General features: G+C 57.7%; 14 protein-coding genes. 9 read left to right on the top strand and 5 right to left on the bottom strand.

What is annotated here, in order from left to right:
* Nucleotides 1–21 precede the first annotated feature (21 nt).
* Nucleotides 22–2,604: a PAS domain S-box protein gene (locus tag ACYVB2_RS05080; RefSeq protein ID WP_460535559.1), complete on the bottom strand. Its 2,583-nt coding sequence runs from the start codon at nt 2,602–2,604 to the stop codon at nt 22–24.
* Nucleotides 2,605–2,799: 195 nt separating this feature from the next.
* Between ACYVB2_RS05080 and aceE the strand changes: the two genes are divergently transcribed.
* From aceE to ACYVB2_RS05115, 7 genes are all read left to right on the top strand, one after another.
* Nucleotides 2,800–5,511: a pyruvate dehydrogenase (acetyl-transferring), homodimeric type gene (gene aceE / locus ACYVB2_RS05085; RefSeq protein ID WP_382430862.1), complete on the top strand. Its 2,712-nt coding sequence runs from the start codon at nt 2,800–2,802 to the stop codon at nt 5,509–5,511.
* 21 nt (nt 5,512–5,532) lie between these two features.
* Nucleotides 5,533–7,185, top strand: coding sequence for a dihydrolipoyllysine-residue acetyltransferase (gene aceF / locus ACYVB2_RS05090; protein ID WP_382430860.1), 1,653 nt, complete (start codon nt 5,533–5,535; stop codon nt 7,183–7,185).
* 12 nt (nt 7,186–7,197) lie between these two features.
* A complete protein-coding gene (gene lpdA, locus ACYVB2_RS05095) occupies nt 7,198–9,030 on the top strand; it encodes a dihydrolipoyl dehydrogenase (RefSeq protein WP_382430858.1) in 1,833 nt (610 codons plus the stop codon).
* Between the two features lie 116 nt (nt 9,031–9,146).
* Nucleotides 9,147–9,845 carry a M48 family metallopeptidase gene (locus tag ACYVB2_RS05100; protein WP_382430856.1) on the top strand — a complete coding sequence of 233 codons (699 nt, stop codon included), beginning with the start codon at nt 9,147–9,149 and terminating at the stop codon, nt 9,843–9,845.
* A 61-nt stretch (nt 9,846–9,906) separates the two neighbouring features.
* Nucleotides 9,907–12,009, top strand: coding sequence for a CAP domain-containing protein (locus tag ACYVB2_RS05105; RefSeq protein ID WP_382430854.1), 2,103 nt, complete (start codon nt 9,907–9,909; stop codon nt 12,007–12,009).
* A 30-nt stretch (nt 12,010–12,039) separates the two neighbouring features.
* Nucleotides 12,040–12,960 carry a class I SAM-dependent methyltransferase gene (locus tag ACYVB2_RS05110; protein ID WP_382430852.1) on the top strand — a complete coding sequence of 307 codons (921 nt, stop codon included), beginning with the start codon at nt 12,040–12,042 and terminating at the stop codon, nt 12,958–12,960.
* A 193-nt stretch (nt 12,961–13,153) separates the two neighbouring features.
* The gene (locus ACYVB2_RS05115) at nt 13,154–14,224 is read left to right on the top strand and encodes a porin (RefSeq protein WP_382430850.1); all 1,071 of its coding nucleotides are present in this window, start codon (nt 13,154–13,156) and stop codon (nt 14,222–14,224) included.
* Nucleotides 14,225–14,360: 136 nt separating this feature from the next.
* Here ACYVB2_RS05115 and ACYVB2_RS05120 read toward each other — a convergent pair whose 3' ends face one another.
* Nucleotides 14,361–15,161, bottom strand: coding sequence for a DNA-binding transcriptional regulator (locus ACYVB2_RS05120; protein WP_382430848.1), 801 nt, complete (start codon nt 15,159–15,161; stop codon nt 14,361–14,363).
* A 97-nt stretch (nt 15,162–15,258) separates the two neighbouring features.
* On the bottom strand, nt 15,259–15,573 hold the full coding sequence (locus ACYVB2_RS05125; protein WP_382430846.1) for a DUF2322 family protein: 315 nt from the start codon (nt 15,571–15,573) through the stop codon (nt 15,259–15,261).
* Nucleotides 15,574–15,689: 116 nt separating this feature from the next.
* Between ACYVB2_RS05125 and ACYVB2_RS05130 the strand changes: the two genes are divergently transcribed.
* Nucleotides 15,690–16,265: a DUF4337 domain-containing protein gene (locus tag ACYVB2_RS05130; RefSeq protein WP_382430844.1), complete on the top strand. Its 576-nt coding sequence runs from the start codon at nt 15,690–15,692 to the stop codon at nt 16,263–16,265.
* Nucleotides 16,265–17,425 (top strand): hypothetical protein, encoded by a 1,161-nt coding sequence (locus ACYVB2_RS05135; RefSeq protein ID WP_382430842.1) that lies wholly within the window; start codon nt 16,265–16,267, stop codon nt 17,423–17,425. Before ACYVB2_RS05130 ends, ACYVB2_RS05135 begins: the two co-directional genes overlap by 1 nt.
* A gap of 5 nt (nt 17,426–17,430) precedes the next feature.
* Here ACYVB2_RS05135 and ACYVB2_RS05140 read toward each other — a convergent pair whose 3' ends face one another.
* Nucleotides 17,431–17,940, bottom strand: a complete 510-nt coding sequence (locus tag ACYVB2_RS05140) for a hypothetical protein (RefSeq protein ID WP_382430840.1) — start codon at nt 17,938–17,940, stop codon at nt 17,431–17,433.
* Nucleotides 17,941–17,945: 5 nt separating this feature from the next.
* Nucleotides 17,946–18,197 (bottom strand): GlsB/YeaQ/YmgE family stress response membrane protein, encoded by a 252-nt coding sequence (locus ACYVB2_RS05145; protein ID WP_382430838.1) that lies wholly within the window; start codon nt 18,195–18,197, stop codon nt 17,946–17,948.
* Nucleotides 18,198–18,267: the final 70 nt, after the last annotated feature.

Consider the following 18,267-nt stretch of genomic DNA (forward strand, 5'->3'; position numbering starts at 1 on the left):
TTTGTCATTCAGCCCATTGATTTAGCGGTTTTTTTCGGCATCAGCACCATGCGATAGCCCTTTGGCCGGGGAGGCATTGGCTAGCACAGTGGGTGCCGTATCACCGAGGGGGGTTGCCAGTGGCAACCAGAAAGAGAACAGACAACCCGTTACTTCCGAGCCGTTGTAGAGGTTCTGTGCCTGCATCCGGCCTTGGTGCGATTCGACAATGCTGCGGCACAGGTTCAGGCCCATGCCCATGCCTTCTTGCTTGGTGGAAAAAAAGGCTTCAAATAGCCGGTCGCGGATTTCTTCAGCCAAGCCCTGTCCTGTGTCTTGCACAGCAAATTCCACTACAGCCTGCCCCTCTATCGTCTTGGGCACCACGCGCAGCTCTACACTGCGCCCCGATGCTGGGCGGTTGGCGTGGGCAATAGACTCGGCACTGTTTTTCATCAGGTTGATCAATACCTGCTCAATCAGAATGGCGTCAGCCATCACTGGCGGTAGGCGGGCGGCCACATGGTGCGTTAGGCGCACGTTATGGCGGCGCAGTTCAATGTCGGCCAACTCCACGGCCTCGGCCACCATTTTGGCCACATCGGCCAATTGGCGGTTGGGCTCACTCTTTTTGACGAAAGCCCGGATGCGTTGGATGATTTGGCCTGCGCGTTGGGCTTGGTGCGCCGTTTTCTCCAAGGCAGTGAGCAGGGCTTCTTCACTGAGCTGACCATTGCGCAGCCGTGAAATGCAGCCATTGCAATAGTTGCTGATAGCGGTCAGGGGCTGGTTGAGCTCATGGGCCACGCTAGAAGCCATTTCCCCCATAGTGATCAGGCGGCTGACCGATTGTGCCCGTTCGGTTTGGCGTGCAGCTTGCTCTTCAGCCAAACGGCGCGGGGTGATGTCGGTGGCAATCACCATCTGCGCCAATCGACCATCCACCCAACTCAGATAGCGTGAGCGCACCTCTAGCCATTTGCCCAATTCGGGCAGGTAGATTTCGGCGTTTTCGGTATGGGCACTGGTGACCGAATCGGTGGGCAGGCCCATCAGGCCATCTTCATCGTCGGCGCTGGTGGCTGTGGCTGTGGGCAGCACACCGGCCTGCGCTACCAATTGCAGGTGCCCCGCCGTATGAGAGCCAAACCACTGTCGATACAGCTTGTTGGCAAAAAGCAGTTCTTGGCTGCCCAATGGAGCCACGGAGACCGAGGCATCCAACGCTTCCAGCACAATGGTGAAGCGTTCATGTGAGGCGGTCAGTTGCTCACGAATGCGGTTGGGCTCGGTGATGTCGGTCATCGAGGTCATCCAGCCGGTTTGTTTGCCCACTGCATCAATCAGGGGCGAGACGTAGAGCCGGGCATCGAACAGCACGCCATTTTTGCGGCGCACGCGCACTTGAAAGCCCCCTGGCATGGTCTTGCCCGATAGCTCCTCTTGCAAATGGTGGTGCAGGTGTTCGTAATCGGATTCAGGCCAATAGGAGTAGGGGGGGATTTGTCCCACCAGCTCTTCTTCGCTCCAGCCGGTCATCTGACAAAACGCTGCGTTCACATAGGTGATCTGGCCGTGCATGTCTAAGGCACGCATTCCGGTCAATACGGAGTTTTCCATTGCCCGGCGGAAGTTGGTCTCGGCCACCAGCGCCAACTGTGTTTGCATACGCCGACGGGTGTGGCGCCAAGTAGCCAGCAGCATCCAGACAGTGATGGCGCTGAGGGTGACCACCAACCAAAATAAGCCACTGCCTACGACGCCCAACGAGGTGCGGTACGCCTGCGCCCGCAAGACCAGTCGGTCGCCCACTGGAGAAATGGGCACTTCGTAGGCGTTGGCGTCATGAACGCCCATGTTGCCCCAAGGCAGAGCGCGTGTGCGCGGGGCCAGCGGAGTTCCTGCCAACACCTGTGCATTTGCATCCAGAAAAGTGATGGCATAACGGGCCAGCACTTCAGTAGGTGTGCCGTAGCGCATCAGGCCATCGACGGAGTACTCGGCCAGCACGACACCATTGAAGCGCCCTTGCACATTCAGGGGCACTTGCAACTGCAGTAAGGGTACAGGCTGGCTGGCCTTGGCAGTTTGTTGGGCATACACGGGCTGCTGCTGCTCACGCACCAAATCAAAGGTTTGCGCGGTTTCATCGCCTTGCAGCACTTCGCCACGGCTGCGGATCAGCTCCCCCGGCAATGAAGGGGCTGGATGGCTGGCTTTGGTACGTCCATATTCATCTACCCAAGTGATGGCTTGCAGTTCTGGGTACTGATTGACCAAGGCCTCGGCCCGCTGACCAAAGGCTTCTTCGGCCAGATCTTGGTTGGATAAATCACGGGCAATGCGCATCACCTGCTCTTGGCGCTCTAGCAAGCGCAGACGCACTCGTTGCTGGGCGTATTCCACATCGCGGCGCAGCGCCTCATGTTCGCGTTCAGCCTCTTCGGTGCGCAAATACCAAAAGGCCGCCACGATGGCTGCCATGAACAACAACACCGCCGCCAACGGGGCCAGGGCCGCAAAACGGTCTTGGTGGTGGGGCGACAGGCCGCGCCACCAGTCATCGCACCGGCGCAGCAAAGCCGCCGTACGTTGGCGGGAGGCAGTGATAAAACTTGAAACCATAGCCTGCAAGTGTAGGGCGGCCCGGCTTGACTTTGGGGGGCTGACCGTGCGCCACAAAATGTGCAGTTGCAACAATTTTTTATATTGTGATATTAATGGTCATTATTTGAAATAATGCAAAAATGTGCGAAACTTGCCATGCAGCGTCCCTGCGCGCACATACTTTCTTTACGGTTTACCGATAGGAGACAAACCATGTCAGCACCGACCGATCCCCAGGCCTTGCACAACGGCCCCGACATCGACAGCCAAGAAACCCGCGAATGGCTCGATGCCCTGAGTGCGGTCATTGCCAAAGAAGGCCCAGAGCGCGCGCACTTCTTGATTGAGCAATTGCTCGAAGAAGCCCGTCAAAACAGCATCGACCTGCCGTTCTCCGCCAATACGGCTTACGTCAACACGATTGAGACCAACCAAGAGGCCCATTGCCCCGGCAACATCGAGATTGAGGAGCGTCTGCGCGCCTATATGCGCTGGAATGCCATGGCGATGGTGGTCAAGGCCAATCGGCACAACCCGGCAGACGGGGGGGATTTGGGTGGCCATATTGGCTCGTTTGCCTCGCTGGCGACCATGTTTGGCACGGGCTTCAACCACTTTTGGCAGGCCGAGAGCGAAAACCACGGCGGTGACTGCATTTATTTCCAAGGCCATGTCTCGCCCGGCATTTATGCCCGCGCCTACTTAGAAGGCCGCCTGACCGAAGAGCAACTGCTGCATTTCCGCCAAGAAGTCGATGGCGAGGGGTTGTCCAGCTACCCGCACCCCAAATTGATGCCCGGCTTTTGGCAATTTCCGACCGTGTCGATGGGCTTAGGCCCACTGATGGCGATTTACCAAGCCCGTTTTCTCAAATACTTGCACGCCCGTGGCATTGCCGATACCAGCAACCGCAAAGTCTGGGTGTTTTGCGGCGATGGCGAAATGGACGAACCCGAAAGCTTGGGTGCCATTGGCTTGGCCGCCCGCGAGGGCTTGGACAACCTGATTTTCGTCATCAACTGCAACCTGCAACGTTTGGATGGCCCGGTGCGTGGCAACGGCAAAATCGTGCAAGAGTTGGAGGGTGAATTCCGGGGCGCTGGTTGGAACGTGATCAAGCTGCTGTGGGGCAGCGACTGGGACCCGCTGCTGGCGCGCGACAAAGACGGTGCGCTGCGCAAGCTGATGATGGAGACGCTAGACGGCGACTACCAAGGCTTCAAAGCCTTTGATGGGGCGTATGTGCGCAAAAACTTCTTTGGCCGTGACCCGCGCACGCTCGAGATGGTGGCCCACATGAGCGACGATGACATCTGGAACCTGCGCCGGGGCGGCCACGACCCGCAAAAGGTGTTTGCCGCTTTTGACCGCGCCGTCAAGCACCAAGGCCAACCCACGGTGTTGCTGGTCAAAACCGTCAAGGGCTATGGCATGGGCAAAGCGGGCGAGGCCAAGAACACCGTCCACCAAACCAAAAAGCTGACTGACGAAGACATCAAATATATTCGCGACCGCTTTAACATTCCGGTGCCCGACAGCGAGTTGGCTAAAGTGCCGTTCTACAAACCGGCAGACGACACCCCAGAAATGCAGTACCTGCATGAGCGGCGCAAGGCGCTGGGCGGCTATTTGCCCCAACGCCGCCAAAAGGCCGAAGAGAGCTTTACGGTGCCCGCGCTAGAAACCTTCAAAGCGGTGCTAGAGCCTACCGCCGAAGGCCGTGAAATCTCTACCACCCAAGCCTATGTGCGCTTTTTGACCCAATTGCTGCGTGACCAAGCTTTGGGCCCGCGCGTGGTGCCGATTTTGGTGGATGAGGCCCGTACCTTTGGTATGGAAGGCTTGTTCCGCCAAATTGGTATTTACAACCCCTTGGGCCAGCAATACACCCCGGTCGATAAAGACCAAGTGATGTATTACAAAGAAGACAAGGCGGGGCAAATTCTGCAAGAAGGCATCAACGAAGCCGGTGGCATGAGCAGCTGGATTGCTGCCGCCACCAGCTACAGCACCAGCAACCGCATCATGGTGCCGTTTTATGTCTATTACTCCATGTTTGGCTTCCAGCGCATTGGCGACTTGGCTTGGGCTGCGGGTGATATGCAGGCGCGGGGCTTCTTGCTGGGCGGCACTTCGGGCCGCACCACGCTCAATGGCGAAGGTTTGCAACACGAAGACGGTCACAGCCATATCTTGGCAGGCACCATTCCCAACTGCATCAGCTACGACCCCACCTTTGCCCATGAAGTGGGCGTGATCTTGCACCACGGCCTCAAGCGCATGGTAGAAAAACAAGACAACGTCTTCTACTACCTGACGCTGCTGAACGAAAACTACGCCATGCCCGGCCTACAGCCCGGCACCGAAGAGCAAATCATCAAGGGGATGTATCTGAGCAAACCCGGCGCTCAAGGCGTGGCTGGCCCACGGGTGCAATTGCTCGGCTCGGGCACCATCTTGCGCGAATCGTTTGCCGCACAAGAACTGCTGGCGGTGGATTGGGGCGTGCAAGCCGATGTTTGGAGCTGCCCATCGTTTAACGAGTTGGCCCGCGACGGCCAAGATGCCGAACGCTTCAACCTGCTACACCCGCTAGAAACACCACGCCTGCCCTTTGTGGCACAGCAACTCAACACCAGCACCGGCCCCATCGTCGCTTCCACCGACTACATCAAGGCCTATGCCGAGCAAATCCGCGCCTTTATCCCGCAAGGCCGCAGCTACAAGGTGCTGGGCACCGATGGTTTTGGCCGTTCCGACTTCCGCAGCAAACTGCGTGAACACTTTGAAATCAACCGCCACTACATCGTCGTGGCGGCCCTGACCGCCTTGGCCGAACAAGGCGAGGTGCCACGCGAGCGCGTTGCCCAAGCCATTGCCAAGTACGGCATCAATGCCGACAAGGTCAATCCGCTGTACGCCTAAACCACCCCACCGGAGACAAACATGGCATTGGTAGAAATCAAAGTCCCCGATATTGGGGATTTCAGTGAAGTGGCAGTGATTGAGCTGTTGGTCAAACCCGGCGACCGCATTGCACCTGAGCAATCCTTGATCACCGTTGAGTCGGACAAGGCCTCGATGGAGATTCCCTCCAGCCACGCAGGCGTGGTGAAAGAGCTCAAAGTCGCCTTGGGCGACAAGGTGGCAGAAGGCAGCGTGGTGCTGCTGCTAGAAACCGCTGGCGAGGCTGCTGTGCCTGTGGCGGCAGCCCCGGCCCCTGTGGCGGCAGCACCTGTAGCTGCCCCAGTAGCGGCAGCGGCCCCAGTAGCGGCAGCGGCCCCTGCGGTGGCAGCGGCTGCTGGCCCAGTGGAAGTGCGTGTGCCCGACATTGGCGACTTTAAAGATGTGGCCGTGATTGAGGTGTTCGTCAAACCCGGCGATAGCATCAAGGTCGAGCAAAGCCTGATTACCGTAGAGTCAGACAAAGCCTCGATGGAGATTCCCTCCAGCCATGCTGGGGTGCTGAAAGAGCTGAAAGTCAAGGTGGGCGATAAGGTCAACATTGGCGATTTGTTGGCTGTTCTGGAAGGTGCAGCGGGTGCTGCGCCAGCTCCAGTGGCTGCCCCTGCCCCAACAGTAGCCGCTGCCCCAGTAGCTGCGGCAGCACCCACAGCAGCGGCCCAAGCCCATAACCCCACCGCCACCCCGGCACTGGGCTTGCCCCATGCCTCGCCCTCGGTGCGTAAGTTTGCCCGCGAGTTGGGCGTGCCGCTGGCCGAAGTCAAAGGCTCTGGCCCCAAAGGCCGTATCACCCAAGCCGATATCCAAGGCTTTACCAAGTCGGTCATGGCGGGGGCCATCCAAACCTTGGCCCAAGCGGCCAAAGCCCCTGCTGCATCAGGCAGTACGGGTGGTGGCTCTGAACTGGGCCTGATTCCTTGGCCCAAGGTGGACTTTGCCAAGTTTGGCCCGATTGAGCGCAAAGAACTCAGCCGCATCAAAAAAATCAGCGGTGCCAATCTGTTGCGCAACGCCATCATGATTCCGGCGGTCACCAACCATGACGATGCCGACATCACCGATTTGGAAGCCTTCCGTATCTCCACCAACAAAGAGAACGAAAAATCCGGCATCAAAGTGACGATGCTGGCCTTCATCATCAAGGCTTGCGTGGCTGCGCTGAAGAAGTTCCCCGAGTTCAACAGCAGCTTGGACGGCGATGCACTGATCTACAAGCAGTATTACCACATCGGTTTTGCTGCCGACACGCCCAATGGCTTGGTGGTGCCGGTGATTAAGGATGCCGACAAAAAAGGCATTTTCCAAATCAGCCAAGAAATGGGCGAGCTGGCGAAAAAAGCGCGCGATGGCAAACTTGGCCCGGCAGACATGAGTGGTGCCACCTTCACCATTTCTAGCTTGGGCGGCATTGGTGGCCGTTATTTCACCCCGATTATCAACGCCCCTGAGGTAGCGATTTTGGGTGTCTGCAAGAGCCAAATGGAGCCCGTTTGGGACGGCAAACAGTTTGTGCCGCGCCTGATGTTGCCCCTGTCTTTGACTTGGGACCATTGCGTGATTGACGGGGCGGCTGCGGCACGCTTTAACGTCTATCTGGGCCAAATCCTCAGCGACTTCCGTCGCGTGCTGCTGTAAGGAGGCCACGCTATGGCACTGATAGATATCAAAGTCCCAGACATTGGCGATTTTGCCGATGTGGCCGTGATTGAGTTGCTGGTCAAACCCGGTGACAACATCAAGGCAGAACAAAGCCTGATTACCGTTGAGAGCGACAAAGCCTCGATGGAGATTCCCTCCAGCCACGCTGGTGTAGTGAAAGAACTCAAAGTCGCTTTGGGCGACAAGGTGCGCGAAGGCAGTGTGGTATTGGTGCTAGAGGCCGCAGGCGATGCGGCTGCGCCAGCACCCGCTGCTGCTGCGACAGCCCCAGTAGCTGCTGCCCCCGTAGCAGCGGCACCAGCCGTCCCCACGGCCCCCGTACCGGGTGCGGTGCAATACACCGGCTCCGCCGATGTGGAGTGCGATGTGCTGGTGCTGGGTGGTGGCCCCGGTGGCTACTCGGCGGCCTTCCGCGCTGCCGACTTGGGCCTGAAGGTGGTGCTGGTAGAACGCTATGCCACCTTGGGTGGTGTCTGCCTGAATGTGGGTTGCATCCCGTCTAAAGCCCTGCTGCACGTAGCCGCCGTGATGGACGAAGTGGCCCACTTGGGGGATTTGGGTGTGGATTTTGGCGCACCCAGCGTCAACGTGGACAAACTGCGCGGCCACAAAGAAAAGGTGATTGCCAAACTGACCGGCGGCTTGGCGGCCATGGCCAAGATGCGCAAAGTGACCATCGTGCGTGGTCTGGGTCAGTTTGTCGGTTCGCACCACTTGGAAGTGCAAGAAACCACTGGCACAGGCCAAGCAACTACCGGCAGCAAAAAAGTGGTGGCCTTCCAAAAAGCCATCATCGCTGCCGGTTCGCAAGCGGTGCGCCTGCCCTTTATGCCCAATGACCCGCGCGTAGTGGATTCGACAGGTGCGCTGGCGCTGGCCGGTGTGCCGAAAAAAATGCTCATCGTTGGCGGTGGCATCATCGGGCTGGAAATGGGCACGGTCTATTCCACCTTGGGCGCACGCTTGGATGTGGTCGAAATGATGGACGGCCTGATGCAAGGGGCCGACCGCGATTTGGTCAAAATCTGGCAAAAGATGAATGCCAAGCGTTTTGACAACATCCTGCTGAAAACCAAAACGGTGGGCGCAGAAGCCACGCCCGAAGGCATCAAGGTGCAGTTTGAAGGCTTGGATGGCACCAAGTCCGAAGGCGTGTATGACTTGGTGCTGCAAGCGGTAGGCCGCACGCCCAATGGCAAGAAGCTGGCGGCGGACAAAGCTGGTGTGGCGGTAACGGAGCGCGGTTTTATCGATGTCGATATCCAAATGCGTACCAATGTGCCGCATATCTTTGCCATTGGCGACATCGTGGGCCAGCCTATGCTGGCGCACAAAGCCGTGCATGAAGCCCATGTGGCGGCAGAAGTCATTGCTGGGGAACTGCAAGGCAACAAGGAACTGGCGGCCAGCGCCTTCAATGCCCGCGTCATTCCTAGCGTGGCCTACACCGACCCCGAGGTGGCTTGGGTCGGCCTGACCGAAGACCAAGCCAAGGCGCAAGGCATCAAGGTGAAAAAGGGCTTGTTCCCTTGGACAGCCTCGGGCCGCGCCATTGCCAATGGCCGCGACGAAGGCGTGACCAAGCTGTTGTTTGACGATTCACCCGAGGCGCACGGCCACGGCAGAATCTTGGGCGGTGGCATGGTGGGCACCCATGCGGGCGACATGATTGGCGAGATTGCCTTGGCGATTGAAATGGGTGCCGATGCAGTAGACATTGGCAAAACCATCCACCCACACCCCACGCTGGGCGAGAGCATTGGCATGGCGGCAGAGGTGGCGCACGGCTCTTGCACCGATTTGCCACCCAGCAAAAAGTGAGGCTGCTTGCCAGCCACTGACAAGGTGGGTGCCCCAGTGGCTGGCTGCGCATGTCCTAGGAGGATTGCGCAGCCTTTTCCATTACCGACGGAAGTCGCCACATCGCCACCAGAGTGATGATTGAAACCATTGCATTGGGCAGCACCACCGTCCATGTCGTCCGAAAACACATCAAACATGTGTATTTGCGTGTTGGCCCACCCAGCGGACAAGTGCAAATTTCTGCGCCAAAACACATGGCACAGGACACCCTTCGGGCATTCGCCTTGGCTAAGTGGCCGTGGATTCAGGCCCAGCAGCGCAAAATGGAGGCGCAACCGCGTCCAGCCCCCCACCAATTTATCGACGGTGAGAGCCATGTGCTGTGGGGCCAGCACCATCGATTGACCGTGTTTGAGTGCGACACGGTGCCCCGTATGGAGGGTCAACACCCGCAGATGGTGCTTTATGTGCGTCCTGGCACATCTGTCCAGCAGCGGGCGGCATTGTTAGAGGGGTGGTATCGAGAGCAAGTCCGTGCAGCAGTGTTGCCCCTGCTCAAGAAATGGGAACCCTTGATGGGCGTAAAGTCTTCAAGCGTGTTGGTGCAGCGCATGAAAACCCGGTGGGGCAGTTGCACCCCGAGCAAAAAATCTATTCGCTTGAATACCGCTTTGGCCGAAAAACCGCCGCAGTGTCTGGAGTACGTGGTAGTGCATGAACTGGCCCACCTGATTGAACCCAGCCACAACGCCCGGTTTGTGTCGGTGATGGATGCCTTCATGCCCCAGTGGCGGTCGTGGCGGGCCATGTTGAACCATGTGCCAACCCCATAACAGAATGGGGGAAAATCAAAGCTGCATACAGCGCCTTCTTCTTGAACCATTCAAAGACACTATGAAACGCATCCTACCCGCCATGACCGCCCTGACCTTGGCCTTGGGAGGATATGCCTCTGCGTTCGCCCAGACCACAGCCCATGCAACCGCTTGGAATGGGGTGCCGTTTGCTGGGCCTACCGCACCAGAGTCGCCCTCCACATTGCCAGATACGCCGGTAGAACGCTGGCGACAGATACCGTACAGCACCACACAAGACGCAGGCTATCAGATTAGCCTCGCAAGCCGAGAGGCAGCGCGGCTTTTCTATCGCACCGTTTTTGCTTCTTCCAACAATGTGGCCAGTGGCTGGAGTGGCGATTTGTCTACCTGTACGGCAGGTGACACCCACAGTGACTATAAGGCGGCGACACTGCGCCGTATCAACTGGTTCCGAGCGATGGCTGGCGTGCCCGCCAGCATTGGACTGGACAGCACTTACAACCGCAAGGCACAACAAACGGCACTGATGATGTCGGCCCAAGGCGCACTGAGCCACTATCCAGACAGTGCTTGGGCCTGCTACACCGCCGAAGGTGCAGAAGGTGCCCGTAACTCCAATTTGTCGCTGGGCCAGGCCGGGGCTGATTCGGTGGCTAACGGCTACATCCGCGATCAGGGCAGCAACAACGCTCCTGTGGGGCATCGGCGCTGGCTCTTGTACCCACAGACCAAGATCATGGGGGTGGGGGATGTGACCCCCAGCGCGGCCAACACCTTGTCGGCCAATGCCGTTTGGGTGTTTGATGGCAACTCAGGAGCTACCCGCCCTACTGTGCGCGACGACTTTGTGGCTTGGCCCCCTGCGGGCTTTGTGCCTTACACCACGGTGTATCCCCGCTGGTCATTGGCCTATCCGGGGGCGGATTTCTCTGGGGCCAGTGTCAGCATGACCGAAAATGGTCGCGCTTTGGCCACCCGCCTAGAAACTTTGCAAAACGGCTATGGTGAGCCTACCTTGGTCTGGCTGCCTGGCACTTATACCGATGGCAGTAGTTGGAGCCGCCCGAGTGCCGATACGGTCTATCAAGTCACGGTGAGCAATGTCCGTGTGGGCGGCCAGACACGCAGTTTCAGTTACAGCGTCACGGTGTTTGATCCTGATGTGCCGGGCACAGACACCCCCAACCTACAACCCACCGGAGCCACCACGCTGGTTGCCGGGCAAACCGGCAGTTACCAATTTACAGGCAGCAACGCGGCCACTGAGTTCCAATGGCGTGCCATTACATTGGCACCCTATGCGCTGGACGAAGGGGCAGAAGGCAGTACCACCGCCTTTGTTGCCAACACCAGCACCGGCTACAGCCCGATTGCTACCGATATCTCGGCCAGCGGGGGGCGCTCCTTCCATTTGGCACACACCACTGGCACCGACCAGACGTTGCAACTCCAGTCGGCCTTTGTGCCAAGCGGCAGTGCCACACTCAGCTTTGCTAGCCGTTTGGGCTTGTCCAGCGCCAACCAAGTGGCGCTGGTGGAAGTCTCTACCGATGAGGGCAGCAACTGGCAGGAAATTTATCGCCAAGCTGGGCAACAAAGCGGCACCACCTCTAATTTTGGTGAATCCAGCTTTAACAGCAAATCGGTTTCGCTGGCGGCCTTTGCTGATCAGTCGGTGCTGTTGCGCTTGCGTTATGCCTATGTCGGTGGTTCTTTCTATCCCCAATCCAGCCGGGGCATTGGTTGGTACATTGATGACATTCGCCTGTCTGGGGTAGAGGCCATCGCCTCGGCCAGTACGCCCGCACCAGCGGCCAGCACGTCGGGCTTTAACTTCACAGCCTCTGGCGGTTCACAGGTGCTATTGCAAGTGCGCCCTGGCATGTATGGCTACTACGATGGCTGGAGCAAGGCCTTGCGTGTGGCGGTGGCTGGTACGGTCAGCTCCACAGACTGTTTGTTCAATTGGGCGGAGCGTATGGTGACCGATCTGTTGTGGCCATCGGCCAGCACCCAGACCACAGGCCGCCCCCCCTTCAGTGCCTACCGCTACTACACCGGCACCCAATCCTATTTGGGGGTGTCGGCACTGGATCAGCATGTGTATTTTCAGCAAGGTACACAGTCGCTTGACTTGGGCTTGGAGTCTTTTTGGGTTGGTGAAGCGGGTTGTCGTTAAGTGGCTGGCTTGATGTTTTGTCCTACGCCAATGCAAGCCCTGCTCGACGCCATTGCCACCATGCCACTGCCCCAAGATGCGCAGCGCATCTTTCATGGCCGGGGGGGGCTTTATCCGGGATGTGAACAGTGGACACTGGACGCCTATCCGCCGGTTTGGGTATTGACCAGCTTCCAGCCGGTGGCGGAAGATGTGTTGTCCATACTGGGCAGCGCCTTGCAACAACGCTGGCAGCAATTGACCCCTGAGCAAGCCTTCAATTGGGTATTCCAGTGCCGTGCAGAAGGCCATGCCCACACTCGGCTCATGCGGGGCAGTGTGCCCGAACCCCATATCGTCACAGAAAACGGTAGCCGTTTTCGGGTGCATGTGTTGCGCGGGCAAAACCACGGACTGTTCTTGGACATGGCGGAGGGCCGTCGTTGGGTGCGCCACCATACTGCTTGTCATCCCAAACTCAAAGTCCTCAATCTCTTTGCCTATACCTGTGCTTTTTCCGTGGTAGCCCTGCAAGCAGGGGCCAGCCAAGTCGTCAATGTGGACATGGCGCGGGGCGCTCTGGCGATTGGGCAACACAACCACCAACTCAATGGGCTGGCCGGTGGTGCCAGTTTTCTGGGCCACGATATTTTCAGCTCTTGGGGAAAAATTGGCCGCAATGGCCCGTATGGGTTGGTGATTGTGGACCCGCCCAGCTATCAGAAGGGTAGTTTCATTGCCACCAAGGATTACGCCCGACTCATGCGGCGCTTGCCTGATTTGCTAGCACCGGGCGGTCATGCACTGCTGTGCCTGAATGCGCCCGAACTGGGACTGGCCTTTTTGCAGGAGCAAATGCAAGCATTGGCCCCCACGCTGGCGCTGCAAGAGCAGGTTGCCAATCCGCAGGTGTTTGCCGATGTGTCGCCAGATCGGGCACTGAAGGTTCTGGTATACAAAAATAATAAATAGGTATTTATTTGCATGTTTTAATACCTCTGACCATTGGTACAAGCCCGAACACACTGTGCACCCGATGCACAGTGTTGGGTTAACGGCCTAATCCTTGAAAAATCTGTCGGCCACCTCCTTCCAGAGGGGGTGTGTTTTTCCGCTAGTGGGCCTTCCAGCCCCGGCCCACGACAACAACATCAAGGACACAAGCATGAACAAGCATTTTCTCGCGCTGGCCATCGCTGCCATAGGCACCCCCGCACTGGCACAAAATGCCACCAGCAGCCTTACCCTCTATGGCATTGTGGATGCCGGTGTAATGCACAACAGCAACAATGCGGGCCAAAGCGAAACCCGAATGGCTTCAGGCTACCTGCAAACATCGCGCTTTGGTTTTCGTGGCACCGAAGACCTTGGAGGTGGCCTGCGTGCTTTGTTCACTCTGGAAAGTGGCCTGAATGTCACCACTGGTGCCAGCTCTTCCACCACCACGTTGTTTAACCGACAAGCGTTCATGGGGCTGTCTTCCAGCACTCTGGGGACTCTCACGTTGGGGCGTCAGTACACCCCTGTTTATGATCATTTGATTGCGCTCAGTGGTGCTCCCACCTTTGGTGTGGGCGGTGGTGCGGTCGATGGCATTGCAGCCCCCGGTTCGACGGTGGCACGCTTTGACAATACCCTCGGTGGCACCCGCATCGACAGCTCTTTCAAGTACACCTCACCAGAGTTCTCGGGCTTCAAATTCAACGCCATGTGGCAATCACGCCCCGATGCCAGCAGCGCCAAGACTGGCCAGCTTTCATCGGTAGGCCTGGGCTACAACGCTGGTGCGCTCAGTTCTGGCTTGGGTTATATCGTACGCAAGTGTTCTAGCATCACCACGGGCTGTACCGCTACCACCGATGATGACAAGCTTTGGGCACTTGGGGTGGGCTACGATCTGGGCATGGCTAAGCTCGCTGGTATCTACACCAGCCAGAAGAACGCCAAAAACGTCAAGGACAGCGATGGTGATGTGCTTCACCTGATGGTCAAAATACCCGTGGGCGGTTGGCATCTGGCTGCTGGATACCAGCACCTCAACGATAAATCAGTACGCGATGAAGACGTGCGCCAGTTCAACCTCTCGGCACTGTATTACCTTAGCAAACGCACTTCTGTCTATGGCGCTTACTCCCACCAGAAGGTAGACAACGGTGGCAAGGCCAGCATGGCAGTCACGACGTCGAGCGACAGCAAACAGAATGTGTATGCCGTAGGCATCCGCCACGTGTTTTAACGCCAGAAACAGGCTCCAGCCTGATGGTGGTTGGGATGGAGCTTGAACACAGGGTGCTCTACGGAGAACATTGCGACACCCCTGGGTTTTGAATAGGTGCTGTATTGCCCAAGTGGCGATGCAGCACCTTTTTTGCTCAATGCGTGGGTGGCAAAGAAATATGCGCTCCAATGCGAACGGCCAATAATTGCAGCTTGGGCACATAGCGTTCGGTAATCTCTGTCAGAGACATGGCATTTTTGGGAAAAACCATGTTCAGGGCACCCAGCAGACAACCTGCACTGAGCAACGGCACGGCCACCGCCGCAAAATGCGGCTCTTTGCTCCACTCGCCATCATTGAAAGCAAAGCCGCGGGTGCGGGTCTCCCCCACGATCTGGTGAATATGCCTGCGTTGGCAAGGGTCCACATCCATCTGCGCAGTATTCTCATCCAAGTAGCACAGCAGAGCTTCCAACTCTTCGGCGCTACAGGCCGCCAAATAGGCACGCCCCAGTGCAGTCGATAGCAAGGGCATTCGATCGCCGGGCATGGCATGGTGCTGTGACAACATGCTCCAGCGGTGGGTGGACTCGCGCACAATCATCCAACCCGCCTGCACAGTAGCCAAATCACAAGGCCAGAGCAACTCGCGTACCGCCGACCGTAAAAGCGGTGCGGCTACCTGCGCAATCCAGGCATCATTACAAAAGCCTTCACTGAGCTGGCGCACATCTTGGGTCAAGTGGTATTGACCATCGCGACTCCCCGAGCGCACCAAACCTTCCGCACGCAGGGTTTCCAGCAAACGCTTGGCGGTTGTGCGGTGAATGCCGCACAACCGAGCCAACTCGCTGGTAGATGCAAACCCGCCCGGCATCCGGTTCAGAGCCCGGATCAGCCCTAAACCACGGCTCAGACCCCGAACTTCCTTGTACTGTAAGTCTTTTGCCACCATGGGGATGCCACCAATAAAATACCAAACATAGACTTATTGTATGCAAATAATGATTTTTTGAACACAAAGAAGCTATGCAGGTATTAACGTGCGGGGCTTATGCTGGAATCAGCCGTACCGTATAGCCTTGTCCTGATGCCACCACTGCCAGCAGGCGGTCGATGTTGGGATGTTTGCCAGGATGGGCACGGGCATCGTCGGTGTGTTCGGCAAACAGATCCAGCCCTTGTTGGGCAGCGGCTGCATTGATGCCGCCATGTTGGGCTGCCAAAGCCGCATAAACTGCCAGCGATCCGGCTTTGCCCGGTTTGTTCTCAATGGTGGCGGCCACATGCCCAGTGCTGTCGATCAGCTCTAGGGCGGCCAGATGGGTAATAGAGGGGAGCTGTTGTAAGTGGTCGGCAAAGGCCATGGGGGTTTCTCCAGAAGACAAAGCCGCCGATTGTCCGGCAAACCATTGGCCCTTCTGCACAGCTTTGCGCTGGTCTTGTTACCATAGCCGCCCTGTCTTGTTTCCAAGGAAATTGCATGTCTGGTGGTGGATTTCACGTTCATGGCCCGCACGACCATGAGGTTGAGCATGTCGCCCATCATGGCGGCGATGATTTCACGTCGCGCCTGGCGGTACTGACGGCCATTATTTCAACCATTGGTGCCGTGTTTGGCTATATGGGTGGGCATTCGCAAAATGCCGCGCTGCTGTACAAAAACGAAGCCTCGATTCAAAAAACGGCCGCCTCCAACCAATGGAACTACTACCAAGCCAAAAGCAACAAGCAAAATTTGGCGGAGCTGTCGGTCACCCTGACGTCGGGTGATGCACAAGAAAAATTTCGCCAAGAAGTAGGGCGCTACCAACAAGAGAAAGTGGAGATCAAGGCGGCAGCCGAAAAGTTGGAGCTGGCTGCCGAGACCGCCAACAAAAAGAGCGAGCTAGAGATGCGGGTGCATGAGCGTTGGGCTATGGGTACCACGCTGCTGCAAGTCGCTATTGCGTTGGCCGCTATCGCCCTGCTCACACGCAAGCGGTGGATGTTGCTGGGGGTCTATGGCTCCACTGCACTGGGGTTGGGTGCAGGCATCATGGGTTATCTGCACCTGTGATGTATCTCCGTCTGCGCCAGTGCTTGTGGGCTTGCAGCTTGGGGCTGACGGCCATGGCCGCCCATGCCGACGAACACTGCCGCATCGCTTTTGATGTGGGGTCTTCTGGCATACGGGTGGGGGCGTCCAACAGCCAGCCCACAGCCCGTGTCGACATTGACTACCTCAGCCCCCTTTGGGCTGGGCGTGGGCTGCAAGAGATCATCGCCCCCACCACCACGGCCCTGCGCCAGTTGCCTGTGCAAGCCCAATTGGATTCTGGTTGTCAGCGGGTGGCCGGAGGCTTTTCGGCGTGGCGTCTGGCTTGGAGCCAGTCGGCAGAACAAACCCTATCTGCTTTGCAACAGATCCATACCGGCAGCGGCGTGGCGCTGTTGGTAATCCCCCAAACGGTAGAAGGCAGTTATGGCTACACTGCTGCCCGGCAAAAATTGGGCGCACGCCTGCAAACCAGCCACATTCTGGACATTGGTGGTGGCAGTTTGCAAATTGCTGGGGAACGCAGCACCTATGGTAAAGCCTTGGGGCAAAAATTTTGGCATCGGGTGTTGTGCCAACAGTTGCGCCCCAAGGCCCCACCGGCTTGCACGCTGCAACCCCTGAATGCCACAGAACTGGCCCAAGCGCGTCAACTCTTGCAAGAGCAATTGCATGATCTTGCGGCTGCTTTGCCTGAATCTGTGAGCATGACGGCCATCAGCCGCCCCGTGACACAGGGTGTGCAAACAGCCGTGCAACGGCTGCTGCCCACCACACAGCCACACCACAGCGCCTTGCTCCAACGTACCGATTTGGCCGCGGCCATTGAACAGTTGGCACCTCTGTCCTTAGATGCTACCGTACAGCACACAGGCATTGCGCCACCGTATGCCAATTACCTGCTGTCTGACATGCTGTTGACCGAAGGCTTGTTGCAAGCCACTGCGGGCCAGCACCTGTATATCCAAGAGATCAAGGTGGCCAATGTGCCAGGGCTGCTGGCTGACACACAGGCTTTTGGTTGGGCCAAGCACTATGGCTGCTATTTGCAGCGTTTACAGCAACATGGCCCTGCGGCCTACTTTAGCGATCCGCAAACCTGCACAGCCAACCCCACTGCAATGCAGCCGCCGGCCCTGTCGCCCTCGCAGATTCCTGCTGGAGAGCGCCCCAGCTTCTGAGCATTTCAGCGCCCAGGCGCTGGCAAGGTGAGTTGCGCCGTCTTGGCCACTTGCACACAGTCGCACAGATGTTGTTCACCCAAATAGCGCAAAGTGGCGTAACCCAATGCGGCAGACAGCGCCTGACCAGCCAATGGCACATACTTCGCCAGTTGTTTGCTGCCCATGCGAATACCCACGGTTTGGGCCAACTTGAGCACCAAATCTTGGGTCACGAGTTTGCCAATGAGCGCCGAGCCAACCATTGCCACGGCCTTTTGTACCTGCTCACGTTGGTGGGGATCTAGCCGTGCAATTTGCTCTGGCAGCAGGCCAAACTCGGCATTGATTTGCGGCAGCAGGCGCGATAGCAGGGCCGCATCCACAGCCCAATCCAATCCAGGAACAGGCACACTGCTAGCTACTGCTGCCATCAAAGCGCGCCGATGCAATAACCGCCGACTGCGTTGCACCGCCGCCTGCAAGGCCGGATCGGCTCCAGCAAGCGTTTGGGCGCTGGGCAATGTATTTCTCATGCCCGTTAGTCCTTTTTCTTTATCAGGCCATAAATCACCAACAAGGTGATCGCACCCAACACCGAAGCGATCCAGCCTGCTGCTTGACCAGGCCGGTACCAGCCCAACCAATTGCCGACTGCCGTTGCTACAAACGAGCCAGCCACCCCCAACACCGCCGTCATGATCCAACCCAATTTGTCATCGCCAGGCTTGAGCGCCCTGGCCAATAACCCCACGATCAAACCCACGAACAGCGTTCCAATCAACGAAAACATACAGCACCTCCTGCAACATGAAATGAACCATTAACAAGGGATAGTACGGCCTTGCCAGAAAGACCTTTTT

This window comes from Giesbergeria giesbergeri (genome assembly GCF_054779375.1).